28 protein-coding genes and 1 tRNA gene are annotated in these 26,949 nt (G+C 40.6%); 17 read left to right on the forward strand and 12 right to left on the reverse strand.

Annotation, left to right across the window (positions count from 1 at the left end; all coding sequences use genetic code 11):
* Positions 1-39: 39 nt before the first annotated feature.
* A complete protein-coding gene (locus EHQ58_RS12730) occupies positions 40-996 on the forward strand; it encodes an MBL fold metallo-hydrolase (RefSeq protein WP_135624252.1) in 957 nt (318 codons plus the stop codon).
* A complete protein-coding gene (glpK, locus tag EHQ58_RS12735; RefSeq protein WP_135624253.1) occupies positions 997-2,493 on the forward strand; it encodes a glycerol kinase GlpK in 1,497 nt (498 codons plus the stop codon).
* On the opposite strand, the gene EHQ58_RS12740 is transcribed toward glpK, so the two are convergent.
* The 6 genes from EHQ58_RS12740 to EHQ58_RS12765 all read right to left on the reverse strand — a co-directional run bounded on the left by EHQ58_RS12740 (position 2,490) and on the right by EHQ58_RS12765 (position 7,096).
* Complete coding sequence (locus tag EHQ58_RS12740; RefSeq protein WP_246047350.1) at positions 2,490-3,767, reverse strand: flagellar motor switch protein FliG; 1,278 nt, start codon at positions 3,765-3,767, stop codon at positions 2,490-2,492. The two genes, glpK and EHQ58_RS12740, sit on opposite strands and share 4 nt — an antisense overlap.
* On the reverse strand, positions 3,757-4,008 hold the full coding sequence (locus tag EHQ58_RS12745; protein WP_135624254.1) for a hypothetical protein: 252 nt from the start codon (positions 4,006-4,008) through the stop codon (positions 3,757-3,759). Before EHQ58_RS12745 ends, EHQ58_RS12740 begins: the two co-directional genes overlap by 11 nt.
* 15 nt (positions 4,009-4,023) lie before the next feature.
* Complete coding sequence (locus EHQ58_RS12750) at positions 4,024-5,190, reverse strand: iron-containing alcohol dehydrogenase (RefSeq protein WP_135624255.1); 1,167 nt, start codon at positions 5,188-5,190, stop codon at positions 4,024-4,026.
* An 84-nt stretch (positions 5,191-5,274) separates the two neighbouring features.
* Positions 5,275-5,601, reverse strand: coding sequence for a flagellar biosynthesis anti-sigma factor FlgM (locus EHQ58_RS12755; protein ID WP_135624256.1), 327 nt, complete (start codon positions 5,599-5,601; stop codon positions 5,275-5,277).
* Positions 5,602-5,622: 21 nt separating this feature from the next.
* Positions 5,623-6,345, reverse strand: coding sequence for a 16S rRNA (cytidine(1402)-2'-O)-methyltransferase (gene rsmI / locus EHQ58_RS12760; protein WP_135624257.1), 723 nt, complete (start codon positions 6,343-6,345; stop codon positions 5,623-5,625).
* A complete protein-coding gene (locus tag EHQ58_RS12765) occupies positions 6,335-7,096 on the reverse strand; it encodes an LIC11073 family putative lipoprotein (RefSeq protein ID WP_135624258.1) in 762 nt (253 codons plus the stop codon). Before EHQ58_RS12765 ends, rsmI begins: the two co-directional genes overlap by 11 nt.
* A gap of 40 nt (positions 7,097-7,136) precedes the next feature.
* On the opposite strand from EHQ58_RS12765, the gene EHQ58_RS12770 reads away from it, so the two are divergent.
* Entirely contained in the window at positions 7,137-7,832 is a 696-nt protein-coding gene (locus tag EHQ58_RS12770) for an LIC_20245 family lipoprotein (protein WP_135624259.1), read from the forward strand.
* A 3-nt stretch (positions 7,833-7,835) separates the two neighbouring features.
* Here the strand turns inward: EHQ58_RS12770 and nadE are convergent, their stop codons facing one another.
* The 3 genes from nadE to EHQ58_RS12785 are packed head-to-tail and all read right to left on the reverse strand — an operon-like array spanning position 7,836 to position 11,807.
* Positions 7,836-9,776, reverse strand: a complete 1,941-nt coding sequence (gene nadE / locus EHQ58_RS12775; RefSeq protein ID WP_135624260.1) for an NAD(+) synthase — start codon at positions 9,774-9,776, stop codon at positions 7,836-7,838.
* Positions 9,763-11,049 (reverse strand): 3-deoxy-D-manno-octulosonic acid transferase, encoded by a 1,287-nt coding sequence (locus tag EHQ58_RS12780; protein ID WP_135624261.1) that lies wholly within the window; start codon positions 11,047-11,049, stop codon positions 9,763-9,765. Before EHQ58_RS12780 ends, nadE begins: the two co-directional genes overlap by 14 nt.
* A 2-nt stretch (positions 11,050-11,051) precedes the next feature.
* Positions 11,052-11,807, reverse strand: coding sequence for a flagellar filament outer layer protein FlaA (locus EHQ58_RS12785; protein ID WP_135624262.1), 756 nt, complete (start codon positions 11,805-11,807; stop codon positions 11,052-11,054).
* Between the two features lie 79 nt (positions 11,808-11,886).
* Between EHQ58_RS12785 and EHQ58_RS12790 the strand changes: the two genes are divergently transcribed.
* Genes EHQ58_RS12790 through EHQ58_RS12800 form a run of 3 tightly spaced genes read left to right on the forward strand, consistent with a single transcriptional unit; the run spans position 11,887 to position 14,079 of the window.
* Entirely contained in the window at positions 11,887-12,615 is a 729-nt protein-coding gene (locus EHQ58_RS12790; protein WP_135624263.1) for a hypothetical protein, read from the forward strand.
* Positions 12,616-12,617: 2 nt separating this feature from the next.
* Complete coding sequence (locus tag EHQ58_RS12795; RefSeq protein WP_135624317.1) at positions 12,618-13,304, forward strand: YggS family pyridoxal phosphate-dependent enzyme; 687 nt, start codon at positions 12,618-12,620, stop codon at positions 13,302-13,304.
* On the forward strand, positions 13,294-14,079 hold the full coding sequence (locus EHQ58_RS12800; RefSeq protein ID WP_135624264.1) for a pyrroline-5-carboxylate reductase family protein: 786 nt from the start codon (positions 13,294-13,296) through the stop codon (positions 14,077-14,079). Before EHQ58_RS12795 ends, EHQ58_RS12800 begins: the two co-directional genes overlap by 11 nt.
* A 6-nt stretch (positions 14,080-14,085) precedes the next feature.
* Here EHQ58_RS12800 and EHQ58_RS12805 read toward each other — a convergent pair.
* Positions 14,086-14,158, reverse strand: a tRNA-Met gene (locus tag EHQ58_RS12805).
* A 171-nt stretch (positions 14,159-14,329) separates the two neighbouring features.
* Between EHQ58_RS12805 and EHQ58_RS12810 the strand changes: the two genes are divergently transcribed.
* The 9 genes from EHQ58_RS12810 (at position 14,330) to mpl17 (ending at position 23,784) form a co-directional block, all read left to right on the forward strand.
* Positions 14,330-15,391, forward strand: a complete 1,062-nt coding sequence (locus tag EHQ58_RS12810; RefSeq protein ID WP_135624265.1) for a sensor domain-containing diguanylate cyclase — start codon at positions 14,330-14,332, stop codon at positions 15,389-15,391.
* A gap of 22 nt (positions 15,392-15,413) precedes the next feature.
* Entirely contained in the window at positions 15,414-15,638 is a 225-nt protein-coding gene (locus tag EHQ58_RS12815; protein ID WP_135624266.1) for a hypothetical protein, read from the forward strand.
* Entirely contained in the window at positions 15,602-16,510 is a 909-nt protein-coding gene (locus EHQ58_RS12820) for a hypothetical protein (RefSeq protein ID WP_135624267.1), read from the forward strand. Before EHQ58_RS12815 ends, EHQ58_RS12820 begins: the two co-directional genes overlap by 37 nt.
* Positions 16,507-17,643, forward strand: coding sequence for a tRNA 2-thiouridine(34) synthase MnmA (gene mnmA / locus EHQ58_RS12825; RefSeq protein ID WP_135624268.1), 1,137 nt, complete (start codon positions 16,507-16,509; stop codon positions 17,641-17,643). Before EHQ58_RS12820 ends, mnmA begins: the two co-directional genes overlap by 4 nt.
* Positions 17,644-17,655: 12 nt before the next feature.
* On the forward strand, positions 17,656-19,908 hold the full coding sequence (locus EHQ58_RS12830; RefSeq protein WP_135624269.1) for an alpha-hydroxy-acid oxidizing protein: 2,253 nt from the start codon (positions 17,656-17,658) through the stop codon (positions 19,906-19,908).
* 3 nt (positions 19,909-19,911) lie between these two features.
* Positions 19,912-21,111 carry a PilZ domain-containing protein gene (locus tag EHQ58_RS12835; protein ID WP_135624270.1) on the forward strand — a complete coding sequence of 400 codons (1,200 nt, stop codon included), beginning with the start codon at positions 19,912-19,914 and terminating at the stop codon, positions 21,109-21,111.
* The gene (locus EHQ58_RS12840) at positions 21,108-22,058 is read left to right on the forward strand and encodes an RluA family pseudouridine synthase (RefSeq protein ID WP_167883625.1); all 951 of its coding nucleotides are present in this window, start codon (positions 21,108-21,110) and stop codon (positions 22,056-22,058) included. The genes EHQ58_RS12835 and EHQ58_RS12840 overlap by 4 nt, the downstream gene beginning before the upstream one ends.
* 90 nt (positions 22,059-22,148) lie before the next feature.
* On the forward strand, positions 22,149-23,303 hold the full coding sequence (locus EHQ58_RS12845) for a DNA methyltransferase (RefSeq protein ID WP_135624272.1): 1,155 nt from the start codon (positions 22,149-22,151) through the stop codon (positions 23,301-23,303).
* Between the two features lie 82 nt (positions 23,304-23,385).
* Positions 23,386-23,784 carry a cell surface protein MPL17 gene (mpl17, locus tag EHQ58_RS12850; RefSeq protein ID WP_246047351.1) on the forward strand — a complete coding sequence of 133 codons (399 nt, stop codon included), beginning with the start codon at positions 23,386-23,388 and terminating at the stop codon, positions 23,782-23,784.
* A gap of 4 nt (positions 23,785-23,788) precedes the next feature.
* Here mpl17 and EHQ58_RS12855 read toward each other — a convergent pair whose 3' ends face one another.
* Complete coding sequence (locus EHQ58_RS12855; RefSeq protein WP_135624274.1) at positions 23,789-24,259, reverse strand: lipoprotein; 471 nt, start codon at positions 24,257-24,259, stop codon at positions 23,789-23,791.
* Positions 24,237-24,929 carry a hypothetical protein gene (locus tag EHQ58_RS12860; RefSeq protein WP_210412814.1) on the reverse strand — a complete coding sequence of 231 codons (693 nt, stop codon included), beginning with the start codon at positions 24,927-24,929 and terminating at the stop codon, positions 24,237-24,239. Before EHQ58_RS12860 ends, EHQ58_RS12855 begins: the two co-directional genes overlap by 23 nt.
* 24 nt (positions 24,930-24,953) lie before the next feature.
* Here EHQ58_RS12860 and EHQ58_RS12865 point away from each other — a divergent pair, with 24 nt between their 5' ends.
* Both EHQ58_RS12865 and EHQ58_RS12870 read left to right on the forward strand, forming a co-directional pair.
* Positions 24,954-26,501, forward strand: coding sequence for a M16 family metallopeptidase (locus EHQ58_RS12865; RefSeq protein WP_135624275.1), 1,548 nt, complete (start codon positions 24,954-24,956; stop codon positions 26,499-26,501).
* A gap of 4 nt (positions 26,502-26,505) precedes the next feature.
* Positions 26,506-26,949, forward strand: a 444-nt coding sequence (locus tag EHQ58_RS12870) for an insulinase family protein (RefSeq protein ID WP_167883626.1), incomplete at its 3' end; no start/stop codon positions are given.

Raw genomic sequence — 26,949 nt, forward strand, 5'->3', positions numbered from 1 at the left:
ACGTTTGATTTTTCGAAAAAGGATTCTAGAAAAAGACCAATGAAAATTAAATTCTGGGGAGTTCGAGGATCCATTGGTTCACCAATACGACCGGAAGGCGTAAAACAAAAGATTGAAAAGATTCTCTCTCTTGTCAGACCTACAGACATTCAAAATGAACAGAGCATTCATAAATTTTTAAATTCACTCAGTTTTTCAGCTTCTTCAACTTACGGAGGCAATACGACCTGCCTCGAAATTCGAGACAAAGAGGACAATCTCATCATCATTGACGGCGGTACTGGTCTGCGTGAGTTAGGAAATTCGATGATGGCTTCTGGATTTGGAAAGTCAAAGGGAAATGCGCATTGGATTTTAACTCATACACACTGGGATCATATCCAAGGGATTCCATTTTTTGTCCCACTTTTTATTCCCACAAATAAATTTGAATTTGTCTCATCGTTTGAAGATGTAGAAGATAGATTGAAACACCAATTCGTTTTTACCCATTTCCCCGTCTCATTTGACCATTATTCCGCTGAAAAAACATTCACATACATTCCTGAAGGCGAAGAGTTTAAATTGGGTCCACATATAACTGCGATTAGTAAATCGGTTAGGCATCCCGGAGGGAGTTTTTCCTATCGTTTTACAGAAAATGGGAAATCTATTATTTTTGCTTCCGATGCTGAGTTCAATTTAGATGAAATGGAAAATATAGATACCTACATTGATTATTTTAAAGATGCGGATGTTTTAATTTTCGACACTCAATATACATTTGAAGAATCTTTGCAAAAAATTGACTGGGGTCATAGTTCGGCATCTATCGCTACAGATATTGCCTTGAAGGCAAAAGTTAAAAAATTAGTTATGTTTCATCACGATCCTTCTTATGATGATGAAAAGTTAGATCTGGTCTATTTGCGTGCATTAAAATACAAAGAGATGTTTGATCCGCACGGAAAATTAGAAATCATTATGGCACACGAAAATTTAGAATTGGAGATTTAAATGGCAAAAAAATCATACATCATTGGAATTGATGCAGGCACAACGGGGATACGAACTTTTTGTTTTGATGACAAGGGTAAGGTGATATCCTCTGCTTATGAAGAGTTTAAGCAATATTATCCAAAACCAGGTTGGGTGGAACATGATGCAGAAGAAATCTGGTCAAAAACCCAAAAGTTAATTGGAACAGCCATCCGCAAAGGAAAATTAAATCCAAAGGAAGCCGTCGCTATTGGCATTACAAATCAACGTGAAACTTCAGTTGTATGGGACAAAAAAACAGGTAAGCCGATTTATAAAGCCATAGTTTGGCAATGCCGCAGAACCTCTGATATATGTAAGGAACTCAAAAATCAAAGTCTAGAAGGCACATTTCGTAACAAAACTGGTCTTGTCGTAGATGCCTATTTTTCTGGAACAAAAATCCAATGGATTCTTGACAATGTAAAGGGAGCACGTGCGAAAGCAGAACGAGAAGAATTGATGTTTGGCACAATTGACACTTGGTTGCTTTATAAGTTAACAGGGCATAAAGAACATAAAACTGACCATACCAATGCGTCTCGTACACTCCTCTTCAATATCCAAACGAAAGAATGGGATGAGGAACTTTGTCAAATCTTACGAGTTCCAAAATCCATGTTGCCCGAAGCTTACAATTCGAGAAATCTTTTTGGATTCACTTCCAAAGTAAAATCTCTTCCTGATGGCATACCGATTTCTTCGCTTGTGGGTGACCAGCAAGGAGCTCTCTTTGGCCAGCTTTGTACAGAGCCCGGTGAGGCAAAAAATACTTACGGCACTGGATGCTTTTTTCTCTTTAATGTAGGAGACGAATTTAGAATCTCTAACCAAGGTTTGATTACCACTCTTGCACTTGGGCCAGAAGGCAAAACGGTTTATTGTTTAGAAGGATCTGTTTTTATAGGCGGAGCGGTTGTTCAGTTTTTACGCGACAATCTAGAGTTTTTTAATGCTTCGAAGGATTCAGAGAAGCTAGTGAAGGCGATTAAAACCAAAGACGACATCGTTTTTGTGCCCGCTTTTGCAGGACTTGGAGCACCGCACTGGGATCAAGAAGCGCGAGGAGCCATCTTTGGCTTGTCTCGTGATACGACACCAGCACAAATCACAAGGGCTGCATTAAAAGCCATAGCATTACAATCCTATGAACTTGCCCATGCGATGGAACGAGAGACGGGAAAGCCATTAAAATTTCTCAGGGTCGATGGTGGCGCAACTTCTAATGCGTGGCTCATGCAGTTTCAGTCTGATATATTAGGAACGAAGGTCATCAGACCACAAAACGTAGATACGACGGTTCTAGGTGCAGCATATCTTGCTGGGCTAGAAAGAGGATTTTATAAAAGTGTTGCCGCCTTAAAAAAGCTCGAGACTAAAAATACAGAATTTACTCCAAAGATGAAAGATTCAGAAAGAAATGAGGAAATTAAAAAGTGGAATTGGGCCATTGACAGAGTCAAGACGACTGGTTAATACTCAAACCATTGTAAAATCATTTCGAATGTTTTCCGATCGCTCGTAATACCGCCGCCTAGCACGAATTTACCGGTAGGAAAAAAAGGTATCTCTAAAATCAAGTCAGGTGGGAGTCTATGAAATTCATAAGGCTCCCATTCTCGTTTCGATAAAAACCAATCGACACGAAGGGTTTCGATCCATTCGGTGGTTTTGAGAAAAATTTTCGTCTGTGTTAAGCCGTAAAATTGTAAGGCTATACCCTCAGTCCAGAAGTTTACTTTTTTACTCTCCTCAAATTTCATATTTACTGCTTCTTCCCATTCATTGGCTCTCTCGCGATACGTAAAAATGGATCCGTTCTCATAGTATATGTTTCTCGAAAATTTGCGGTAGACTTCTGTTTCAAGCATTTCTAAAAGGCTTTCACCTGGCTTTGGTTCAGCGGCAGGCGCATTAAGTATCATTTTGAGTTTATTTTTGGAAACGGACGATTCGATCATTTTGCGAACGGGGGGAGATAGTTTCGGATAGGCAAACTTAATCAATCTTTCATCAAATTTAGTAATGAATTCTTGTAGAAAAGGACCATGGATCAGGGGAATGATTTCTACCGAAAACATGCTCTTGCTCAAGAAATTAGCAAAATCCAATTCGTGAGCAAATAAGTTAGATATGATTTTATATTCTTCTTCCGCTTTTCCTGAATATAATATTTTAACCAGTCGATAGAGATAATTTTTATTCTTTTTATCGAAGTAGAGAGTTTCAATTTTTTTTATAACTTCCTCTTCAGAGAAATTTGGATTCACGATGTCTCTGAGGGATAAATATTTTGCAGACTTATATTTTGATCGTTTGGTTTTGCTGAGTTGCACGGACGCATTGCTTATGATCCCGCCCATTTGGAGGATTTGATTCTGTTCTAATTGTAAAAAAAATGGAATCTTAGAAGGAGCGGGAAAAGGAAGCTGAGAGATTTGTTTTACAGGATTCCCATTTTGGTCTAGATAAAAAGCTTCCTCGGAGAGTTTGGCATTTGAGGAAATCTCCTTACCAGTATAATGTATGTATGGCGGTAAAAATGCGGACTTCGATTTGAATTTTACGCGATTCCATAAAACATCGTAAATAAAAGTAGGAACAAGAAGTGGATCGCTTGAAAGTGAGGGTAGTGTGGGTGGTTTTTGTTTTAAAAATGGGTAAAATGGATTGATTTCACTTTGGATTCTCGCGATCGAGTTTGCACTCGCGAGTAAAAAATGATAATTTTTGCCAACTTTATGTATCAAGCGGATTTGATTTTTTTAATTTTCTCTGAATTTTGATTCGGAACTTCTCCCAATTATAATCTATTTTTAAATCAGTAAATTCTTGTTCGATTCCAAATCTCATAAAATCAAAGATCTCACTAGGATCCATACCAACGATTATCGAAAGATCATTGATCACCCGATCGAGTCTCCGTGCATCTCTATCTGACAAACTAAATGTTTCTAAAAGTTGGAGTTCAAATTCAGTGAGTTTGATCATGACGTAACCTCTGAACTAAAACGCGGCAACAAGAATCGTTTCGATTTCATTTTTAGGAAGTTCGCGCGGTAAACTGTCTAGAAACGGATAGGTTGCTGCTAGTGTAGCAATGCCTGGTAGATCAATTTTCTTAACTTCATATTCAGACAGTCGTTGTGGAATTTTTAATTCTAGATAGATTTTTCGAATCCCTTCAACCGCTTTGATGGCGGCTTCAATCACAGAAATATTTGTTACGTCCTCATCCAAAGCTCTGGCAATCATCACATATTTACCAGCGGAAGAGGTTAGATTGTATTCCATGACGTGAGGGAGAAGGATGGACATGGCTTGGAAAATATCTAAATTCGTGATGGTCGTTACCGATAATGAGAGCGCATAACACAATCCTAGCGAGCTTGTCGATTGTGCAATACCTGCCAGTAGACTTGCCGCATAAATTGAGTTTTTGGGTCCGAGGTTCCTAGGCTCACGGATAGCTGGAACAATGTTTTTGGAGATCAGTTCTATGGCTCTTAGAGCCGTTGAAGACGTGATTTCATTTGCATACTTTGAAAGAATGCTATCAACAGCTGCAGAAAGGATGGCAATGCCGGTCTTTGCTGTTTCCGAAGATGACATACCAGCACCAATTTTTGGATCCGATACGATTAATTCTGGAAAGGCCCATTCATGGGCAAAATACTTTCTATTTTTGTCTTTATCATCAACGACGGAAAAAAATGGAGAACACTCATTGCCAAGTAGGGGTTTGGTCGGTACGACAATTAAGGGTAAACCACGTTTTGTGAGTTGCTTTTTACCACTCATCATTTCTTCAGCAAATAGATCGTTTGTGGCAAGTAATGCGGAGGCTTTGCCCGCGTTAATCGATTCAAAAGAGCCATACGCGACTACACAGTCTGCATTAGAGATTCGTAAAAAATGCGCAGTGGAATCTAAATCTTTATAATGAACGCGGTCTATGATATCGTCATAAATGATAACACCTTCTGAGTGTTTTTCTAAACTGGTCTTGATGATGGAAAGTTCTTCTGCATTTTCGAGCTCACGTTGAGTCGCAATCAGCACAACCCTCGAACCTATGTTTTTAACAAAGGAACCGAGCTTGTAACCACAATCGATTTCGAAGTGGATTTTTGGAGGAAACTGGAAGTTGATCCATTCCGGCAGGACTGGCATACAACTCCCCTAGATATAACTACACAAAGGTGACAACATCCAACAAGAGGACAATTCTTTAGGACCCCCCACCTCCGGTCCTAATTACTGTTGTCCGAGAAATGTGGACGCGATTTGATCAGAAATTTTATCTAACATTTCTGTTGATAGGTTGTCATACTCTCCGTTTTTCAAACGTTCTTTAACAGCCTTTATTTTTTCTGTTCTATCTTCTTCCGGCGGCATAGAAACAATTTGTTTCGCAATTTGTTTTACTTCTGCCTGCAATTTTGCTTCGGATGCTATTTTTTTCGCTGCATCAGAGATCGAAATGGTATCTACTGGACCAGTAGTTTCTGATTTAGCAGGTACAGGTGTCTTTTTGGTTTCGTATCCAAAGCCACCCACTCTTCCTATTTTATCAACGTTCATGGTATTTGTCCTCTTACTACTTCAGGTATCGGTATCTTCAGAAATTCCCTTAAGCGTTTTTTTTCTGTGATTGATAAGAAATACAAATTCACCCTTTGCATTCGGCGGATTTTCCTGCAATGCCTTCGGATTTGGATAATATCTTAATTCCTCAAAGGATTTTGTCAATTCTCTACCCATAAGAACCTCGGAATGGGGGAAAATCTCGGTAAGCAGCGGGTAAAGACGGGGCAGTTTATGTACCGATTCATAAAAAACAATGAGACCATCAATTTTTTCCGCCCCCTCTAATTCTTTTCGTTTTTTAGAGGGCTTTTCTGAAAGAAATCCTAAAAAAAGTGTCGGATTTACCTGAAATCCAGAGACCGAAAGGATGGCGCTCAAGGCGGAAGCACCCGGAATCGGCACGATGGTAAAACCTTTTTCCCGAGCCACGCGGACAATGTGTGAGCCAGGATCAGAGATCCCTGGTGTGCCCGCATCAGAAACTAAGGCAAAGGATTTCCCTTCGGCAAGTCCTGTTAGAAGAGAGTGGTATGGTGTTTCGGAGGAATCTTTATACAGAGGCCAAGTTTGTTTTGAAATCCCTAGCTTTTGGAGGAGTTTGCGCGTTTCCGATGCAGATTCGCAGAGGATGGCATCCACCCTATTTAAGGTCTCTTTGGCCCGATCGGTAATGTCTCCCACATTCCCAATGGGAGTGGCTACCACATATAGTTTTCCAGCCTCGGTTCTAGGGGCCAACGAAATTGCATCCTACTTGTTTTACACCTGAAGGACAAGGGCAGCCCAGCGTTTCCTTGCCAGAGATGAGACAGGGATTGCAGGCCGTACCGACGGGACAAGAGCTCGGAGAGGAACAATTGGCCACAGAACAGGTGGCAGAATTGCATCCAGATCCGACGGCACAAAGCGAGAGAGGAGGAACACCAGCGGCAAGACCTTCAGCTTCATACCCGCCCGCGCAAATGGAAACAGGAGCGGAAGGATTTGAGATGAGGCCATTGGCGAGGAAGGCCCGCAAAGTGAAATTATAAACCTGGCATTTTTGGAAAGGGTAGGTCCCTGGAGGCGGAATTTGGTAACGAACCCGTTTTGTCACGATATTTGCAGAAGCTGTGGAATTCTGAAACGGGAGGTGCGGAAAACTGGGCTGCACACCGTCTTCTAGCCATTCTCCAGAAATAGTTTGGATGATGGAAGGGGTTGCTGTCGTAATGTAGAGGTTATACCCCAAAAATTGCGACTCCCTATTTGTGACATAGTATCGGATGAGAAACTCAGGGCGTGGATTTGCCGTATAATCGGTCAGATTGACGCCTAGTGTGTCCGTGATGTTGTTATTGATGGGCACCACAGCCAGAATCTGCGGTACTCCTGCGGGAATTAAAAAAAGAAACGGGGCAACAGGTGTGTCTGTATTCGTCCCACATTGAAAAAAAGAGAGAAAAGAAAAGCCGATCAGATAGATTGGATGAAGGAGGGTGCGCCGCATTGAAAAAAGCTTCCCTCCCAAGATTTTAGGAATTCAATCTATGGGAATCCAAAAAAAAATACTCTATCTATCTTTGGCACTTTTAACCTTATTTTTTGTGATCTTACTACTCACTTTTACTGGTGAAGGAGAAGAAGAAAAACGCAAAAAAGACCAAAAATCCAAGGCCCTGTCCTACTTATTGCAAGGCGGCGGACGCGAGGGAAAAGCGGCAAACCCGCTTGGGGTTCGCGGAGAGGATGCTGATTCCATCTTCGACTCAGATTATTATAAATCGGGGGCCATGAAGTATGAAGAAGAGCAGAATGCAATTGCGAGCGGACAGGAAGGGGAAATTCCGATCAATCCAGCAACGGGAAAACCTTACCCTGCTGAGGCGATGGAATCCTTTGATGAACTTCGCGATCTCTTTCCCGAAAATGATCTGATCCCTCGTCGGCAAACTCCTGAACTGAAAGCCAAACAAGAACAGTTCAATCAAAAATTATCTCAGGCAACCAACACAGTGTTTGGTGGTAGTGCCAGTGCTGCGGACATTCAGTTCTATTATAATCATGTAAAAAAGCAGGGTAATGATAGATTGGAAATTATCAATTATCTGATCGAGAGCCAAGGTGGCGATGATCCTGAAATGGACAAAAAGTTTAATGAAATATTGGCAAATATAAAATTTCAGAATGAACAAGTAGATAAGGAAATGAACGCAGCCTACCAAAGAGCTGGTGTAAAGCCTTAAAAACTAAAATCCGCCAGATAAGATCGGATAACGGTAGCTAGATTTTGGATCTAACCCATATTCATCTAAATGAAAGGAAGGCGGCAGCCTTTCTCTTTTCCACTGGGCGGCGGCAAATAATTTTGTGAACCTGGTAATCTGGGTTGATAAGTAGTCTTTGGTAAGGCTTGGAAAATCTGTAACTAGGTTCAGCAAACACTCTTCCTCGTCGATACCAAGATATACGAGATAACGTTCTATTTTCTGAAGAAGTGGGTAAGGCATAAGATCCTTTTCATCTTCTTGCTTTTCGCTAAGAGGCCTTAGCTCTGCCGTGGGTTTCGTTTCACGAAGCAAACGTAAACTTTCTTTAGGCGAGATATAAGCATTATTTCCTGCCTGGATGTCATCTAGCCAATTTAAAATGAATTCTTTACTAACTCCACTGATAGGGCAGAGAGATCCAGAAGAGTCACCGTCCATGGTCGTATAACCTACGCTTGCTTCGCTTCTGTTTCCCGTGGAGATTAATAGATGACCATTGAGGTTGGCGAGAAGCCATATAAGAGGGGACCTAATACGCGCCTGTATATTTTGTAACGCAAGATCATCTGTTTTCCAACTCAGTTTCTTTTGTAAAGTTGTTTCGATGAGATGAACGGCTACGGAAACAGATTCATCGATGGCAATGGAATGGTGCTCCGTTTCGAGTTCTTCTGTTAAAAGTTTTGCAATTTTTTCGGTAAGAGGAGAATTGTTTTCAGTTTTTTGATAGAGCGTTACGAGAAGTTTCGACTCTTCTATATTTAAGTTGTGGAAGACAAAATCCCCAACATCTTTTTTTGCTATTTGTTTCATCGAATCGACGAGCAGGGCACAGGCGGCACTATCAGCTCCGCCAGACAAGGATAATGTATATCCCTTCGTTTTCGATTTTCGAAGATAATCATACAATCCGAGGGAAACTGCGCGAGTGAAATCATTAAAGATCGTAGTTTTTTCTAGGTCAGCAGGGAGATCAAAATGGCTCTCTTCTTTTTGCCTATGGTCGAGAAGGATCGGGTTTGTGTTTATGGATGGCAAACGAAGGATCGGAATTTTCGATAAGCTATCTTTTGTTGGCAGACTCCTCTTTTCCCGAGCACGAAGCGATCTCACTTGGGATAAGGAAATAGCGGCAGAAGTGACTTGTGAGTCCCCAAAAAATAATCTCGGGCCTTCTTTGATTACCCGTCCATCCATACAGAAAAAAGACCCTCCTTCAAAAATGGCTCGGCCTGATTCATTCCCACAAAGATTCGTAAAGACGGTGATGATCTGACTGGTGCGACTTGTTTCTTGAAAGATACGATGCCGAATCTCACGTTTGCCTAAGGAAAAATGAGAGGCACCTGGCGAGAAGAGAATGTCTAATCCTTGTTCTGAGTAAAAATGGGAGGCTCTCCTCGTCACCCAAGAGTCCTCACAAATTTCGAGTCCGAATCTAACACCATCCTTTTCTAGAAGAAAATGACCAAAGGGAACGGCCGTTTGGTTCTCAGAGTAATGAGGCATATACTGGTCCACTAAAAATTCGTTAGGTGAATGAAACCACCGTCTTTCATAATGAATGCCCGTATTTGCAAGGTTTAATTTTGGAATGAGCGCTATGATTTTACCATTGGAAAGTACGGCCGCGCAATTATATAAAAAGGAACCATGGAATACGACAAGACCGACAATGATGACTTTATTTTTGGTATAAGGCAGAAGAGACTCAAGTGCCAACCATGACCGTTTCCAAACGGATTCTTTAAAGAAGCTATCTTCGCAGCCATACCCAGAAATACAAAGTTCAGGAAAAAGAATGTATTCAGAATCTCTACATTGATTCGTGGAGAGTGCTTGGATTATTTTTTTGACATTCCCAGAAAAATCAAGGGGTGTCGTATTGAGTGAAACGGCGGAAACTTTAACTAAGTGCATCTGAAAAGACTCTTAAGTAAATCCTTTCTGATGCTCCTCTATTTTCCAGCACAAACTTTCTATTTTTTGCGCCAATTTCTGAAGTATGTTTTTCATTCTGAGTGCATTTTACCAATTGGGAACTAAACTCACTTTTGTCTTGGCAGACGAAAAGTCCGCCTAGCTTTTGCATTACGATAGCTTCAGGTGCATTGTTTATTTTTGGTCCGGTAATCAATGTTAGTCCAAATGCTGCAGGCTCGATGGTGTTATGTATTCTATGCTCAAATCCGCCGCCCACATAAGCAAGGAGTGCATACTTATACGCGAAAGCCAATATCCCCATCTCATCAAAGAGTAAAAATCTTGGATAGGATTTGTTACCATCAACAAGATCTGAGAATTTTGTTACGATTCCTTTTTTTTGCAAGGCATTGGCAAACTCATTCATTCTTAGTTCTTCCCATTTGTGCGGAAAAATCCAATAGCTTTGTTTTGTATCAGAATTGTTTTGTAAATGATCGAGAAAATACGATTCGCAGATCGGGTAGGTAGAGCCCAATAGAATGGGCTTACTCTCTGAGATCTCTTTTGTATAAAGCTTTAGAAAATTTTGAAATCTTGGGCTTGGATGGTTTGTTTCAATGCGGTTTAATACGGCATCAAACCTTGAATCTCCAAGAACTTCAAATTTTGTATTTTCAGATAGTAACGGCAGAAAGGTCGAGGATAAAATTTCGTGGGAAGGAAAGATACCGTCTAGATATTTGAATACAGATTTGGTTAGAAATTTTCCGAAACCTCTGGTTCTGCCAGAGCTTTCAGATAATGAAGCACAGGCGAGATATGTTTTGGATCCGGAGTTTTTTAAATCTCGTATCAAATTCGGCCAGGTATCCCAGGCAAGAATCATGAGTATCTCTGGCCGATACTTTTGAATGATCTTCTGATACGCAAAAGGCAGATCAAATGGTAAGTGAAAGCAGATATCAAAATTAGCATCCTGACGTTGGCTTTCAGATACACTCTGAGAAAAAATCGACTGTAATATGAATACAGTTGGATGTTTCTCTTTTAATATTTTTGCTATGGCCCTTGCCTGGTCGAGTTCGCCAACAGACGCACCATGCAGCCAGACTACCTGGCGAGTACCTATAACAAAAGGGAATTCCAAGAGCATTCGTAGTGTAGCCTTTCGGGCGGCAAGATGAGCCCGAGCTTTTGGAATGAAAAGGGATGTAAGCAGAAGTAACGGGTATAAAAGAACTAGGATACAGTTGTATAAAAGATACATCTTTATCTTTTTTTACCCCAAGTATCTTGAATTTCCGAACCTGAATATGTGAATGTAGAAGTGTCTAGCAAAAAGGTTAAGTTATCAAAATACAAATGGAATGCTCCTTTTTTTTGTGTAGGTTGTGTTGCGATCCTAAAACCTTTCACGGATACAGGAAGGAAAGAGGATTGGATGAGTCTTGCATTTTCCTTAGGTAGGTTGATGGGAACTTCAAGGCGCCTCCATCCAAAAAAATTCAGAACACCTAATGGAAGTTTTACATCCTTAGATTTTTTTTGGGAAACTATGAGATCGAGTGCTATATGATGGCCTTCAGAATATACCCAAAGAAAGGCTTGGATCGGGAGACCTAAGGGTAGGAGGAGTGGTTCTCCTGGGCGAAGGTCCCAATGGTCAGTTTTTGGATTCTCGACGTAAGTTTGGAGCAAAAAAGAAGTTTGCGTTTGGATGTTCGGATAACCTTGGTTACGATACATTTCCTTTTCAAGGGGAAAGGCAGAAGAATCAGGAAGATTGCCTGAATATTCTGTATAATTTAAAAAAGAATCTGACCTGTAAAATTCCCAAGGCCTTCCGCCTTCAAAGTCTTCAGCCAGAAATAAGACATAGTTTTTTTCATTTTGTAGGGTTTTCTCAAGCCTTGCCACTCGTCCCTCTTCATCTCTGTCCCAAGGCCTAGGAGCTCCCTCTAAGTCGAGAAGAAAGTGCATCATTGCAAAAAAAACTAGGAGTGATTTTTTTTTGCTAAAGTTCATTTCTAAATTGCTAAAGAAGAGGAAGAATGACATTCTCTTCTTAGTAACGGTAAAAAATAAGAAGGGTAAAGTCTTTTCTATGGCCAGACAGGACAATGTTAAAATAATCACGACAGCGCTTCTCGTAGTGCTACTTTTATCCTCATTTATTTTCGGATTTGTTTACCGAAATGAAATCTATTTAAAATTCCAATCCATCTCTAAATCAAACAATCAATTTCCAGAGGAAAGGATCATTGAGAAGGAACCAGCCTGGACACCTCCCACCGACAAAACGAAAGTGGATGAGATGTCAGAGGTAACGACTAAAAAAACAGACCTAGCAGAAATTCCTTCGTTAGACGAGATGGAGGACGATTTTAAAAAACCGTCCACTTCCATTTCGGTGACTCAACCGAGTACGCTCAAGAAAAACAAAAAGAGCGAGACGTCAGATATGGCCACAAAGCCAGAAATGGAATCGGAAACGAAACCAAGTCTGAACGAAAAAATAAATAAAGTCGAAGAAACTATCTCTCAACCGAAATCCGAGTTGCCTAATCCGAGAACAGTAACTAAACCACGTCAGGCTAAAAAGTACATTTCGTCCAAAAAACCTCCTTCCAGCCAACAAAAAGTTGCCATCTCCTCTTTTCAGAAAAAGAAAGTATCAAAAGTAACGTCCGTTACTACTCCGAATGGAAACCTTGCTGAAAGGATGAAGTCTATGGAATCTAAATTCATCCTGCAGAACAAGAAAAATGATGAACGTTTCACTGAAATCGAGAAACGCATCGAAAAATTGGAAAAATCTTTAGGAACAAATTGATCTTGCCGACATTAGGTGAGGCTTTCTTTTCCATAGAAAGCGATTTAAAGAAAAAATTCCCACATCCCTTTCAGGTTATTGCTGTTTCAAAAACAAAACCTTATGAAACAATTCGTCAGGCCTACCTAGAAGGTATCCGCTGTTTTGGCGAAAATTATATTCCAGAAGCCATAGAAAAATTTACAAAACTTCGCGAAGAATTTCCCGAGGCGAAAGAATGTGTTTCTCTGCATCATATAGGTCCAACACAATCAGGCACCATACGTAAGTTATTTGGAGTTTTTCAGTTTACGCACGGAGTAGGTTCTCTTTCGACACTCTCCGAGCTATTAAAACGAGCAGACAAAGAAAAAAAGCTCATTCGTTACTTCCTGCAATGCAATCTCACGGGAGAGGAAAGTAAACACGGGTTTTCGATAGAAGAGATTCTCGCGAATCGAGACCTTTTATACAAATCAGAAAATGAGTTTTGCAAATGGGAGGGCTTTATGGGTATGGGACCGAGTGATGGGAACGAGGTAGGCACGCGGCTAGCGTTTCAACGGTTATCAGATTTACGCAAAGAACACTTCCCCGAGAAAAAACTCTCGATGGGAATGAGTGGCGATTTTGAATCGGCGATGGAATTTGGTGCAGACTATTTGCGAATTGGTTCTTTAATTTTTGGAGAGAGGTCTTATGTTGGATAGAGTAGGAGTGGTAGGACTCGGAAAAATGGGTGCGGCAATTGCGATCGGGATTCACGCGAGTTCCAAAAATCCGGTATCAGGATTTGATCCTTTTACGAAAACGAAACTGCCAGGAGTTGATTATAAAGCGAGTCTTCTTGCCTTAGAAGAGGGATCGGATATCATCATTCTCGCAGTAAAACCAGCTGACATAGCGAAGGTGATTTCAGAATTTCAGAAGCCAAAAATATTTATCTCGATCGCAGCAGGCATTCCTCTTTCTGTCATGGAGCAGGCGGCGCCAGAAGGAAGCAAATTTGCAAGACTCATGCCCAATCTGCCTTTAGTAGTAGGAAGAGGTGCGATTGGTTATTATTCCCACCCAGACGTTGACGGGTATGTTACAGGACTTTTCGGCGGACTCGGCACTCTCGTGAAAGTGGAGAAAGAGACTTTGCTCGATGCAGTGACAGGACTCTCAGGCTCTGGTCCAGCTTATGTTTTGACCTTTTTGCATGCCTTGGCCGAAGGCGGATTGAAAGAAGGTCTTTCTTATACCCAGAGTTTGGAGCTTTCCCTCGAAACCGTTTTAGGAACCATCGAATACTATAAGAAATTAAAAGAAACAGATACGGATTTACATCCAATGGAAGTCCGAAATTGGGTGACGTCCCCCGGTGGAACGACCATACACGGGCTAGATTCTCTCGAGAAAGGAATAGGGCTTTCGAATTCGGTTCGGGATGCCGTGGCAGGTGCCACACTCAGAAGTAAGGAAATGGGAAGAAAGGTATGATGACGGTTGCGCGGACAGGATTCGAACCTGTGGCCTTTGGGTTATGAGCCCAACGAGCTACCAGCTGCTCCACCGCGCGGTGTAAATACCACCTTATTCAAAAGCCATCCGGTGTCAACGTTTTGATTTTATATTTCCCTTGTTTGTGGGGAATTTCCCTGTTTTTTATACAAAAGCCTAAAAATCGTACTTTACATCCACATAAAATTGAGTGTTTGTATGGATTGAATCACGGAATGGATGGTGTTCTTTGTCCCTTAAAGAAAATACAGATATAGTATTCGAACATTACGAAAAAAAAATCTACGATCAAAAGCAGCTCTTAGAAATCTCTCGCGCTTTGAATTCGACTCTCGATTACAAATATCTCATCGATGCCATCCTTAATATCTGCCTCGCGCAGTTACAAACATTACATGCAGCTATGTATCTCGAACCAGAAATTGACCTTGGTCTATTTAAACTGGAACCTCAGTCGACAAAAGGCTTTGAGTTAACGCAAGCAGACCATCATTACGAAATCAAAATGGACACTCCTCTCATTCATTATTTTGAGGAAAAACCAAAAGCCATTACGATGGAACAAATACTGAAAGTAGAGAGCATCAAAGACTCCAAGGACTTGTTATATTTAAAAAATTTAGGAGCTGAGATCCTAGTTCCTCTCAATGCAAAGGGAAAAGTGAACGGACTTCTAGTTCTGGGTGAAAAGATGACTTCCGAAGAATTTTTGGAAGATGAAAAAGAATTCATGACTACCTTAGCAAACCTTGCGGGCATTGCCGTCGATAACGCACGTTTGTATGAGCTTGCAACCGTAGATATGATGACTGGTTTAAAAATTCATCATTATTTCCAGACAAAACTCAAAGAGGAAATGGACAGATGTCGGAAAAAGGGGACGAAGTTATCCCTTCTGTTTACTGATATAGATAAGTTTAAAGTTTTTAATGATACTTACGGTCACCAGGCAGGTGATGTGGTTCTCATAGAAGTAGCTAAACAGTTGATCAATGCTGCCCAGCGCCATCACATCCCAGCTAGATACGGTGGAGAAGAATTCTGTCTTGTTATGCCAGGCGCTAGCGAAGAAGAAGCCTTTGCCAAGGGGGAAGAGATCAGAAAAGCAGTCGAGGCAATGATTGTGAAAAATCCAAATGACGGTGTGGATCTAAAAGTCACCCTTTCTGTGGGTATTTCCTCTTTCCGCCCAAGCGATAGAAACAATAAGGATTTGATAGAGAGAGCAGATAAGGCGCTTTACCAAGCGAAACATTCTGGTCGAAATCTAACAATTTGCTATAAAGAATAAATAAACTGCCGATGAGAATGGTATGGCAGAAGCAATCTCCATCCTTTCCGTTTCGGCTGAAAATCAAAATAGTGTTCTCGAGTCCATTAGGGACCGAGCACTAGGTTTACGTTCTTTTAACTATGAACCTTACTCCTGTTTTATCGAATACAAGGTAAAAGATAGAAAAACAGGTGTGGAATATAGGGATTGTATCGTTGACTATACCAGATGCCAAAATCACAACTGTATCAAAAAGTTAGTTTAGCCAAACCCTTATACATTATACTTTTCTGTTTCACTGCCTTTGCTTGTGCCAAGCAGATGCAGACCCTCCCTCCCCAAAAAACTTTCACTCTTCCCACTCCTCCAGGCCAAAAGGGAAAGTTCCAAGTTGTTGCCTATGACACACATATCATCCTTCTAGGACTTAAGGATTCCGAAACAGAGGAAACCATCCCTCTTCTTTTCGATACAGGATCAGATGTAAGCTTTCTTGCCGAGGAATACCATCCGAAAGTAGGAGCCTTGTTTTGGGCAGGGGAGGTTTACCAGTTTGCCGTAAAAAAAGGTATCTTACCTCCTGGGATTGAAGGGATTCTTGGAAGTGATTTTTTTAAACAAACCTGCATTTGGTGGGATGGGGACCAAATCACCGTTTACGATTGGCATTCAAGTGTATGCCAAAGGCCAGAAGCATATTTTTCTACAGCGCTTAAACTTTTAGTGACTCAAAAAAAACAGGCGTTCTACTACATCAAGCATATTAAAGATGGGAAATCTTATTGGAGTCTTGCAGACACAGGTGCTAGTTTAAGCATTTTGCCTGATTCCTATCAGGAGGGGGCAGAGTCGTTAGGAATGAAAAAAGTCTTTTATGCGGGCGGTAGCATACACGAAATCCCACTTTTTTATGCGAAAGGTCCACTTTCCTTCGAGACAAGCCAAGGAAACACGGTCTCCTTTTTTGACTTTTCCTTTTTGGGAGGAATTTCACTTGAGAAATTAGAATTACCAAGGGAAAAGGATAGAGAGGGCGTTTGGGTCATTGGATTACAAATTCTTGGCAGAGTCCCGTTGTTTTGGGATTTTGAAAGAAATCGAATTGGACTATATACCCAAACTCTAAACATACATTGAACGCAAAAGAAAAGATCATCGTTGCTATGAGTGGGGGAGTTGATAGTGCGGTTGCCGCGGGACTCCTCATGGAACAAGGCTATGATGTGATCGGTGTGAATTTACGCACCTGGGAATACGAAGCGCCTGCCTGCGATACCACAAAAAAGTCATGCTGCTCACCTGAGGATATCCGTGATGCACGGGATGTAGGACTTTCTTTGAAGATACCATTTTATGTGATCAAAATGGAGAAAGTTTTTGGAGAAAGAGTGATCGAAAGGTTTATCGCTGACTATAAAGATGGCAGAACACCCAATCCCTGTGTCGAGTGTAACACCTTTGTTAAGTTTGGTGCTCTTTTTGAGCAGGCAAAAAAATTAGGTATCTCTAAAATTGCAACGGGACACTATGCACGCGTGATAGAAGTGGACGGTAGATTTGCCATTCGCAATGCCGTGGATTCTGGAAAAAATCAGGCCTACTATTTATACGGTCTCTCCCAAGAAAATATAGCAAATACAGTGTTTCCATTAGGTGAGATGCAAAAATCAGAAGTCAGAGAGATCGCAAGACGTATGGGTTTGCCTGTTGCCGATAAGGCCGAATCTCAGGAAATCTGTTTTATCCCTGAAAACGATTATAGAAGTTTTTTAAAAAAGAAGGGTGTGGAATTCACTCCCGGTTACTTTAAATTGAGATCGGGAGAAATCATTGGAAAGCATATAGGAAAAGAAGGGTTTACCATCGGCCAGAGAAAAGGTCTCGGGATTGCTTGGAAAAATCCTCTTTACGTACTTTCGATAGAAGATGACGGAACCGTCGTCCTCGGCGAAGATGAAGAAACCTTCTGCGAGAGTTTTGTCCTCGAAGATATCACGTACCAAGGATTGCCTGAACTTCCTGTAGGGGAAAGCATGGAAATGCGTGTTCAAATTAGATACCGTGCCCTTCCCGTGGCTTGCCTTGTAACAAATATGGGTTCTGAGTGGTATGTAAAATTTTTAACGGATGTTAAAAGTGTTGCTCCAGGTCAGTCTGCCACATTCTATCCACCAAGCGCCGATTATCTGCTAGGTGGCGGTATCATTCAAAAAAACTCTATCAAACTGAAGAGTAGAGAAATAGCCACGGCTGCCACCAGTGGCCTCTAGGATTTTTTAAAAGTGAAATCAGTCGCTGATAAAACGATTCTCATTATTGGTGGTGGACTATTGCAAGTTCCCATCATCCAAACTGCCAAAACCATGAAATTGAAGACATTGGTCGCTGATATGAATCCAAGTTCCATCGGTTTCCAAATCTCTGACGAAAAAATTCTCATGTCTACGAAAGATGTGGAGGGAATGGTTCGAGAGGCAAAAAAGTATTGTAAAACACAATCGATACACGGTGTTATTACGGCGGGAACAGATGCTTCCATGACAGTGGCGGCGGTAGCCTCTGCGATCGGGCTGCCAGGGATCAGGTTCATTGATGCAGAAGCGGCAACAAACAAAGTAAAGATGAGACAAAGGTTGAAAGAACACGGGATTCCAATCCCTCGTTTTGCTGCCGTTTGGTCTTTGTTAGATGCAAAAGATGCTCTAGATTCTCTTACATTTCCTCTTGTCATGAAACCTGCTGACAATATGGGCGCACGCGGTGTCATTAAAGTAAACAATAAGGATGAAATCCAACATGCATTTCGACATGCAAAAAAATTCTGTCCCACGGGTGAATTGATTCTTGAAGAATACATGGAGGGACCAGAGTTATCTGTCGATGCACTCGCCTTCGATGGACAAATACGCATGACTGGGATCGCCGACCGCATCATTGAGCGTGAACCGTATTTTATCGAAATTGGGCATAACATGCCTTCTGCGCTTCCATCATCAGTTTTAAAAGAAGTTGAAGATGTTATGAGCCGTGGAATGAAAGCACTTGGAATACATCTGGGTGCGGGCAAAGGCGATATCAAGGTGACTAAAGACGGAGTGAAAATCGGAGAGATAGCCGCTCGCCTATCCGGAGGTTTCATGTCGGCCTTCACGTATCCTCTTTCCACAGGCGTCAATTTAAACAGAGCTGCACTTCTCATCGCCCTCGGCGAAACGCCAGACAATCTAGAACCTGTATTAAATAGAGTTTCAATCGAAAGATCCTTGCTTTCACCGCCAGGAAAATTATTGCAGATTCATGGTGCAGAGGAGGCAAAGAAGATTGAAGGTGTAAGTGAAGTTTTTCTGCAATCAAATCCTGGTGATGTGATTAAAGAACCCACAAATAACATTGATAAGTCGGGCCATGTAATCATCACAGCGGATACATTAAACGAAGCAAATCAAATATTTGAAAAAGTTAAGAATACCATTCGTTTTGAGGTTGATGAAGTTTTTTCCGTTTCGGAGAAAGAAATCGCGGACGGTGCGAGACTCCGATTTGGAAAAGAAATTTGTTGGGTTTGTAAGGTTTGCGACGGCGTCAATTGTGCATCTGGTGTTCCTGGCATGGGCGGCGTGGGCAGGATGGAAACTTTCCAAGATAATTATACGGCATTGCAAGAATATCATATAATACCTAGATACATTAGAGATCACGTCATTCCAAACATCGAATCTACCTTTCTTGGGTATCCACTCAAAACACCAATCATGTCAGCACCAATGACAGGTGTTGGAACAAATATGAATTTTGTCATGACGGATGCAGATTATGCACAAATTGTGACTCGCTCTTTTATCCAAAATGGATCTCTTGCTTGGCTAGGTGATGGCGCCACCCCAGAAAAATATAAAATTATGTTAGCTGCTCTTGAGAAAGTAGACGGAAAAGGAATACTCATCTGTAAACCAAGATCCGATGAGGGCTTGTTACTTGAAAGACTTCACGAAGCGCAATCATTAGGAATTTTTGCGGTAGGAATGGACATTGATGCAGTGAATTTTAAAACCATGACGGTTAAAAATTTAAGTAGCATTGCTAGGAATATAGAAAAACTAGCTAAAATAAAGGAAAACTTAAAAATACCATTTATTTTGAAAGGGATTATGAGTTTAGAAGATTCTAAATTAGCCATGGAAGCTGGATTTGACGCGATCGTTGTATCGAATCATGGCGGGAGAGTCCTGGATGGCTTGCCTGGAACCGCTAGGGTCCTCCCTGAGATCTCAGAGTTTGTAAACGGTAAAATTCCCGTACTCATGGATGGGGGTATACGAAGTGGAATGGATGTTTTTCGATCTCTTGCACTCGGGGCAGACGCCGTGCTCGTCGGAAGACCAGTCGCTATTTCTCTTGTGGGTGGGGAAGAAGCAGGAGTTAGATTTTTACTCAATCGATACACCGAAGAGCTTCGGCAAAGCATGAGCATCACCGGAGCAGAGTCAATTTCCCAAATTGAGCGAAACATGTTGAGGCATCGATTTTTAGGCTAAAATATGGAAAAAGAGATCACCGATATTGATGGCATTCTCAAGGTTGTCTCTGCACTTTTCGGAAAGTTGCCCGTATGCATCATCCATGAAAATAAAGAACTGCCTGTTAAAATCATTGCTCTAAAAAACAAAGCACTGATCATCAATTCAGCTTTAAAATTTACAAGTAAGGCAAGAATCCTAACTCTTGTTCACAACGGCAGCAAGTTTCTAGCCCAATTCACGTTAGTTGGAGGAGACGGCAATGGCATTGAAGTCTTACAGCCTCTCAAGATTTCGATACGACCTGCGACAAGGCAAGGAAACAGGGTTGAAGTGGCTGATTCAGCAAACGGGTCACTTCGTGTCACGAATCTGATAAACATAGTAGATATCACTAAGGCGATTGGCTTTGATGATAAAAAAGTCGATCTCATTTTACTTGCCTATAGAGCCAAATTGGCAAAAATATTTCCAACTTCTTCAATCTACTTTGCAGGTAGGGCAGACAATCGACTCCGATTGATGCAACATTATGATAAATCGATCTATATCATTGATCGAAAGAATAAATCTACCGCTAATCCTTTGTATCTTCCTTTTGATGAGTATTTGCGTATATTTGATACATCTAAATTGGCAGATGATTTGATTTCTGAGATTGCCTTACCTATTCGATATAAAGGTTATATGAGCTTAGGTTATATCCAAGTTCTCTCTGATAAACCTTTGGATATGGAAGTATTCAATCAAATTACACTTTTTTCACAAGCAATTTCAAGGGATATCGTTGCTACAGGCGTGTTTCAGGAATCAAAAGAAAATTGTCCTGTGATTGATTTGAGTTCGGGAGGTATCAGTTTCTTACATGCTCCGACAAGAGCATTTAGTAGAAATGTTACGATGAATGGAACCATTATTTTCGATCTTGTCATGAATGCAGATACGAAAGCAACATTTCGAGGAGTCATAAAAAACATTAGGAATTTAGAAGCTAACTACCGAGTAGGTTGTCAGTTCTATCATCCGAATGTTCGTGATCAGGAAATATTGGAAACTTATTTAGGGGTTACCTCGCCAACACCTGAAGAGGGAATTGCAAAGATTCCCGACGATTTTTCCTCTCAAGAATCTACTTCTGCCGGGGATCAAAAAGAAGAATTAGATCCCATGCAGGCATTTGAAGATGAGACTGAAGATATACCCTCTTCAGAAGAATTGTGAAAGCTTATAAAAGTAATGTTCCTGACACTTTTCATTCCCTTTCCGTCCTAGAATATCTTCTCAAAAGGTTTCCTTACCATTCCGAGGAGGAGTGGACTCTTCGTATCCTTCAAAATCAAGTGTTGGTAAATGAATCTAAAGTACCCCCTAGACATATACTTACAAAAGGGGACGAAGTTGCGTATTTACCTTTAGACCTAAGTCGAGGAGAACCACCGATTAACATAGAGTATACAATCGTATACGAGAATTCAGATTTTTTAGTCGTCAATAAACCCCCAAACATTCCCGTACATCCTTCTGGTCGGTATAGGACGCATACATTGCTCAATCTTTTGGAGAATGAAAGAGGGATAGGGACTTGTTTTCCGGTACATCGACTCGACAGGGAGACATCGGGTGTAATGATTTTTGCAAAAAAAAAATCATACCAGCTAATGTTGCAAACTTTGTTTGAACAAAGACTCGTCCAAAAACATTATCGAATCTTTGTTTTTGGAGAATTTCCACAATCAGTCAAAGCAGAAGGTTTTATCGGACCGGACAAAACTTCCGAGATAAGAAAAAAACAACGCTATCATACAGATCAATTTGAAAATGCCAAATTTTGTATTACAGAATTTAATTTAATCAGCTATCATCCAGCAAAGCTCATTTCTTATCTAGAAGTCAAACCAGCCACTGGAAGGATCCATCAGATCCGCGCCACCTTGCTATCATTAGGATATCCTGTCGTGGGAGACAAGTTATATGGAATCCGAGAAACTGCTTTTCTGGATTTTGTCAATCATGGTGAAACGAAATCCTTATCCAAGGAGCTAGGACATTCACGTCAAGCATTGCATGCTACGGAAATCTCCTTCTTTGATTCGATAAGCGAAACAGATTTTCATTTTTCAGCACCGATTTCTCAAGACTTAATCTCTCTTGTCGTTTCTAATCCATAGACTATGTCTCATTTTCAATTTTAAAAAACATTCCTTTCGATTCATAAATTGTACCGATCCTTTCAGTAAGAAAGGAGGCTTTTGCAACGGATGGCAGGAGCGATTAAACAATTACGCGACGAAAGTCGTTATATTTATGGTGAATTTTGGACCGCAAAACAGAGACAAGGTCACCCGATTCATCACACAGTGAGCTACAGAGCTTCTTTTAAACCTGAGCTACCTTCCTTCTTTATGCATGAATTTTTAAAGAAGAAAAAATGTGTAGTTTATGATCCGTTTGGTGGCCGTGGGACAACTGCCGTACAGGCAAATATTGATGGTCACATAGCTATACATAATGACATTCACCCTCTATCTATTTTTTTAGCTAGTTCAAGACAGTATGTTCCAAGCCTTTCAGAACTCACAGAAAAAGTAGAGTCTCTGGATTTAACGAAACATGTTTGTGAGGAGGAGGGAGATGAGAAATTATTGCCTTTTTTTCACCCGAGAACTTTGTCAGAGATCAAAAATCTAAAAAAATATTTAGCAGAGGATCAATCTCCTTTGATGAGGTTTATCGGACTAATCGCTTTATCAAGATTACACGGCCACAGTTCTGGATTTTTTTCAGTTTACACTTTCCCTCAGCTTTCGATTCCTTCTGAGGCGCAAAGAAAAAATAACATCAAAAGAAATCAGACTCCGGAATACAGGTCGATTAAGCCACGGATCATTCAGAAAATGAAACGGGACTTATCAAATCCCATGCCTCCTTTCTATCATGAATTTTCTCGCGAAAATAAGTATACGTTAGCATCTGCGAATCATGTGCCAGAGATCGAATCTGATTCTGTGGATTTGATTGTCACCTCACCACCATTTTTAGATAAGGTGGACTATGAAGGAGATAATTGGTTGCGTCACTGGTTTTTAGACATTCCGAAAAATGCAGAAAGGAAGCTCAGTATTTTTAGCAATGTGAAGGAATGGAATCGTTTCATACAATCCACCTTAAAGGAATCGTCTCGCGTATTAAAAAGAGGTTCCCTTATGGTTATGGAAGTGGGCGAAGTGAAGAAGGGCAATGAAATCATTAACTTGGATGAAGACGTCGTTCAAATGGCCTCGGGAACAGGGCTCATTTGGGAGAAAACGTACATTCACACGCAAGCCTTTACAAAACTTTCGAATTGTTGGCAGGTGTCCAATAATGAGAAGGGAACCAATTCAAATCGGTGCGTGGTCTTACGTAAAATTTAGAAAAAATATTCTAGAGTTTAAAGCAAAATTCACGTTACAGAGCGACCGAACAAAGAGTCTAAAGAATAAGATGTATAAATGTATGCTTACCTTTAGTCTCTTCTGCTTTGGCTTTTTCTCCGCATCCATGGCGGATTCATTCAATCAGAAAGCGCACCCGATCACATTTTCAATCAAAAAGGTAAGCGAAGGGAAATACCAGTTGCAAATGGACCTTCCACCAGATTACGGATTCCAAAAACTAGCTCCGCATAAGCTTCTATTATCGTCAAAGGGAGGTTTGGCTGTGAAAAAAGCGGACCTAACATTGACAGGGCCCACGCATCCTAAGAAAGTGGAATACTTCGAGTATGTAAAGGCAATGCCCCTCACACTCGAAGGAAAGGGAAGTCTAGAATTGAATGGGAAAATCTTTTATTGTAATTTCGTCAAAAATATTTGTATCCCAGGTAAAGTATCGGAGACAATAGAAATCCCGTAATCGATCACTCCAAGCCGTTCGTCACGAGTTGTTTTAAATCTTTTTTCTGAATTTGGTATAAGAAAAAATATCGACCACCAATAGAAATATTCTTATCAACGATTTTCCCTTCTTTTGAAATTTCCCGAAGCTCTTTTTTACCCTTCTCGGAAAGAATGGGAGGAGCATGTGTTTTCAAAAGATTGAGTGCTTTTTGTTCGGCGATACTTTTTGCTTCTTCTTGTCTTGCGTTAGCATCTGTGAGTACACTCGAAATCGCAACTTGAAAGAGGGAGCTCGTGATGAAGCCCTCTTTCGCTTTGGTGAATTCAATGACCTCTGGCGTATTTTCTCGATTTTCTTCTACCGTCACGATGGTCTCTTGCGGCTTTTTAATTTCAGCTTCTGGTGCCGACTTACAAAGATTCATGTTGAAAATGCAAAGGAAGGTAAGTGCCACTGCATAGCTTAATTTATTTCGTTTGGTCTTTCTCATCTCTATCAAAATCCTCTTCTTTTTTAAAAATGGAATCTGGAATCACCGTATTTTCCACCTTTGCAAAAAGATCTTTCTGTATATTTCGAAATAGGAAAGTACATTTTGATTTGTCCGAGTAATCTTCTTTATAAAGGATCATTTCATTCATAAACCACGAAAACACCTGGGAATATACTTTTCGGTCCGGATCTTCTTTTGGGGGACCTGAATTCAAGGGTGTTGTTTGTGCAAGTGGCAGGGTTTGGCCTGTAACGGGTGTGGAACCAGGAATCGCACTCGTCGTGGCGCTAGTGGTTGTCGCACCGGGAAGGCCGGTGATTGTCGTCGTTGAAGCATTTCGTTTCAATCTCGCCTTGCCCAGCTTTGATTTGTTGTAGGTTTCTATCGAATCGCCGAATCGATATTTGTCTCGATGGACTTCTAAGAGAAAGGGGACAACTTTTTCTTCTCGTTTCAAAAAGGCTACTCTTCTGCATTCGTCCCTTTTGGCACGACCAGACATTTCTATATAGGTAAGCGGAACCTCTACCTTCACTTGAAAAAATTCTCGAGATAAGAAACCTTCGTCGGTCTCATTTTGTAGTGCGTGTTCGACGAGCAAGGGATCTGCAGGGCGAATGCTAGAGCAGGATACACAAAAGAGCAAAATAAGAAGTTTACGATTCATTTTCCTGTCTCAAGGTTGCAGAAGATGTCAAATTTACGAACCTTTTTCCTATTCATAATACTCATTTGTTTCCCTTTGCTTGCAGAACCAAACTTCTTTTCCACTTCAGAAAAGCTTTTTTCAGATCAGATCAAAAAGATAAAATTGGAAAATGGACTGACTGTCATTCTTATGAAACGGGGTACTTCGCCGACCCTCGCTTTATATATTAAATTTTTAGTGGGTGCAGTTGATGAGATTCCAGAACAAGCGGGAACTGCGCATCTACTTGAACATATGCTTTTCAAAGGCACTAAAAACGTTGGGACGATCAATTATGAAAAGGAAGCAAAATACCAAGAGCAAATTGAAGTTTGGGGAAGCAAGTTAGACAATCTGAAGTTGCAGGCTCGCTCTCTAAAAGACAGAGGTATGGATATCCCGGCAGAGCTAACGAAAGAGATCGAAACTTTTGATCGAAGGCTAAAAAACTTAATACTGCTACAAGATGAATTCATACTTAAGAATGAAGATTCCTATATCTATGAGCAAAATGGAGAAATCGGATTCAATGCATATACTTCGCAAGATGTAACAAACTACCAAATCCAGTTACCTTCAAATAGACTTGAAATTTGGGCAAAAATTGAATCAGATCGTCTTAAAAATCCGATCCTTCGAGAGTATTACACTGAGAGAGATGTTGTCATTGAAGAGAGACGGATGCGAACAGATGATAGTGGAGCGGGAGTTTTACGTGAACGATTTTTTTCAATCGCATTTGAAAGCCATCCATATCGAAAGCCAGTCATTGGTTATTCCGAGGGATTGCCTTTTTTAAAAATAGATGAAACTAAAAAGTTTTTTGAGGAAAATTATACACCAAACCGAATGGTCATCTCCATAGTTGGAGATGTTGATTTTGAATCCACAGAAGCACTCATCCGAAAATACTTTTCTGATTTAAAAAAAGGCAAGGATAGAGCGCCATATAAAATTGAAGAAAAACAATACCTTGGAGAAAAACGATTCAAGGTATTACATCCATCAAGTGAACAAATGATGATGGGCTGGATCAAACCACCTTATCCCCATAAGGACAACGCAGTTTTTGATGTTCTTTCGAATTTACTTACCACCGGTGCAGGATCTAAACTGAACCAAAGATTAGTTTTAAATGACAAAACTGTAAACTCAGTTGGATCTGCCAATGGATATCCAGGAGAGAGATTTAAAAACTTTTTTACACTCTTTATAAAGCCTCAATCCGGTGCAGACCTTTCTCGTATAGAATCTGCTATTTGGGATGAATTAAACCAGATACAGGAAAAAGGGGTTTCGAAAGAGGAATTAGAGAAAATTAAAAATCAAATGATCTCTGAGTTCTTGCGTTCTATGGATGATAATGGCAATATCGCAGATTCACTTTCCTACTACGAATTGTTATACGGAAGTTGGAACCAATTATTTTCTCAATATACAGCAATTCAAAATGTCACGTCCGAAGACCTTCAAAACGTAATCAAAACATACCTGACGAGAGACCAAGTCGTGATCGGGGATCTAGTTGACGCTAGAAAAAAAGGAAAATAATCAAATGAATATTCTAAAGAAATCAGTATTTATCTTAGCCTCCGTTTTCACTCTCGCTTTATCTGCTTATGAGATGGGAGATTTTGTTCGCGAGGTCAAAATCAAACCCATGGATTTTTCATTTCCCCAGGTACAGAAAGAAATGCTTTCGGATGGAACTGAAATCTTAGCACTTCCAAGTTCTGAATTCCCGATCGTATTTGCAGAATTTCATATCTATTATGGACGAAAAAATATAGGGAAACGAAAAACAGAAATCATTCGCCTACTCGAAGATAGCTGGGAATTTTCCGGCACAAAATCTTATCCTAAAGATAAACTGTTACAAGAATTTGAGAAACTTGGAGCTACGTTTTCACTATCCCTCGATTATGAGAAGACGATCATTTCTTTGAGTTATTTAAAAAAAGATGAAAAGAGAGTCATAGAGCTACTCACATCGTTTTGG

The organism is Leptospira ognonensis (assembly GCF_004770745.1).
GTDB lineage: Bacteria > Spirochaetota > Leptospiria > Leptospirales > Leptospiraceae > Leptospira_A > Leptospira_A ognonensis.

Excerpts from the sequence above, each read along its gene's own strand:
- EHQ58_RS12730 (WP_135624252.1), top strand. The coding sequence starts at position 40 with ATGAAAATTAAATTCTGGGGAGTTCGAGGATCCATTGGTTCACCAATA.
- glpK (WP_135624253.1), top strand. The coding sequence starts at position 997 with ATGGCAAAAAAATCATACATCATTGGAATTGATGCAGGCACAACGGGG.
- EHQ58_RS12745 (WP_135624254.1), bottom strand. The coding sequence starts at position 4,008 with ATGATCAAACTCACTGAATTTGAACTCCAACTTTTAGAAACATTTAGT.
- EHQ58_RS12750 (WP_135624255.1), bottom strand. The coding sequence starts at position 5,190 with ATGCCAGTCCTGCCGGAATGGATCAACTTCCAGTTTCCTCCAAAAATC.
- EHQ58_RS12755 (WP_135624256.1), bottom strand. The coding sequence starts at position 5,601 with ATGAACGTTGATAAAATAGGAAGAGTGGGTGGCTTTGGATACGAAACC.
- EHQ58_RS12765 (WP_135624258.1), bottom strand. The coding sequence starts at position 7,096 with ATGCGGCGCACCCTCCTTCATCCAATCTATCTGATCGGCTTTTCTTTT.
- EHQ58_RS12770 (WP_135624259.1), top strand. The coding sequence starts at position 7,137 with ATGGGAATCCAAAAAAAAATACTCTATCTATCTTTGGCACTTTTAACC.
- nadE (WP_135624260.1), bottom strand. The coding sequence starts at position 9,776 with ATGCACTTAGTTAAAGTTTCCGCCGTTTCACTCAATACGACACCCCTT.
- EHQ58_RS12780 (WP_135624261.1), bottom strand. The coding sequence starts at position 11,049 with ATGTATCTTTTATACAACTGTATCCTAGTTCTTTTATACCCGTTACTT.
- EHQ58_RS12785 (WP_135624262.1), bottom strand. The coding sequence starts at position 11,807 with ATGAACTTTAGCAAAAAAAAATCACTCCTAGTTTTTTTTGCAATGATG.
- EHQ58_RS12790 (WP_135624263.1), top strand. The coding sequence starts at position 11,887 with ATGGCCAGACAGGACAATGTTAAAATAATCACGACAGCGCTTCTCGTA.
- EHQ58_RS12800 (WP_135624264.1), top strand. The coding sequence starts at position 13,294 with ATGTTGGATAGAGTAGGAGTGGTAGGACTCGGAAAAATGGGTGCGGCA.
- EHQ58_RS12815 (WP_135624266.1), top strand. The coding sequence starts at position 15,414 with ATGGCAGAAGCAATCTCCATCCTTTCCGTTTCGGCTGAAAATCAAAAT.
- EHQ58_RS12820 (WP_135624267.1), top strand. The coding sequence starts at position 15,602 with ATGCCAAAATCACAACTGTATCAAAAAGTTAGTTTAGCCAAACCCTTA.
- EHQ58_RS12835 (WP_135624270.1), top strand. The coding sequence starts at position 19,912 with ATGGAAAAAGAGATCACCGATATTGATGGCATTCTCAAGGTTGTCTCT.
- EHQ58_RS12845 (WP_135624272.1), top strand. The coding sequence starts at position 22,149 with ATGGCAGGAGCGATTAAACAATTACGCGACGAAAGTCGTTATATTTAT.
- mpl17 (WP_246047351.1), top strand. The coding sequence starts at position 23,386 with ATGCTTACCTTTAGTCTCTTCTGCTTTGGCTTTTTCTCCGCATCCATG.
- EHQ58_RS12855 (WP_135624274.1), bottom strand. The coding sequence starts at position 24,259 with ATGAGAAAGACCAAACGAAATAAATTAAGCTATGCAGTGGCACTTACC.
- EHQ58_RS12860 (WP_210412814.1), bottom strand. The coding sequence starts at position 24,929 with ATGAATCGTAAACTTCTTATTTTGCTCTTTTGTGTATCCTGCTCTAGC.
- EHQ58_RS12865 (WP_135624275.1), top strand. The coding sequence starts at position 24,954 with ATGTCAAATTTACGAACCTTTTTCCTATTCATAATACTCATTTGTTTC.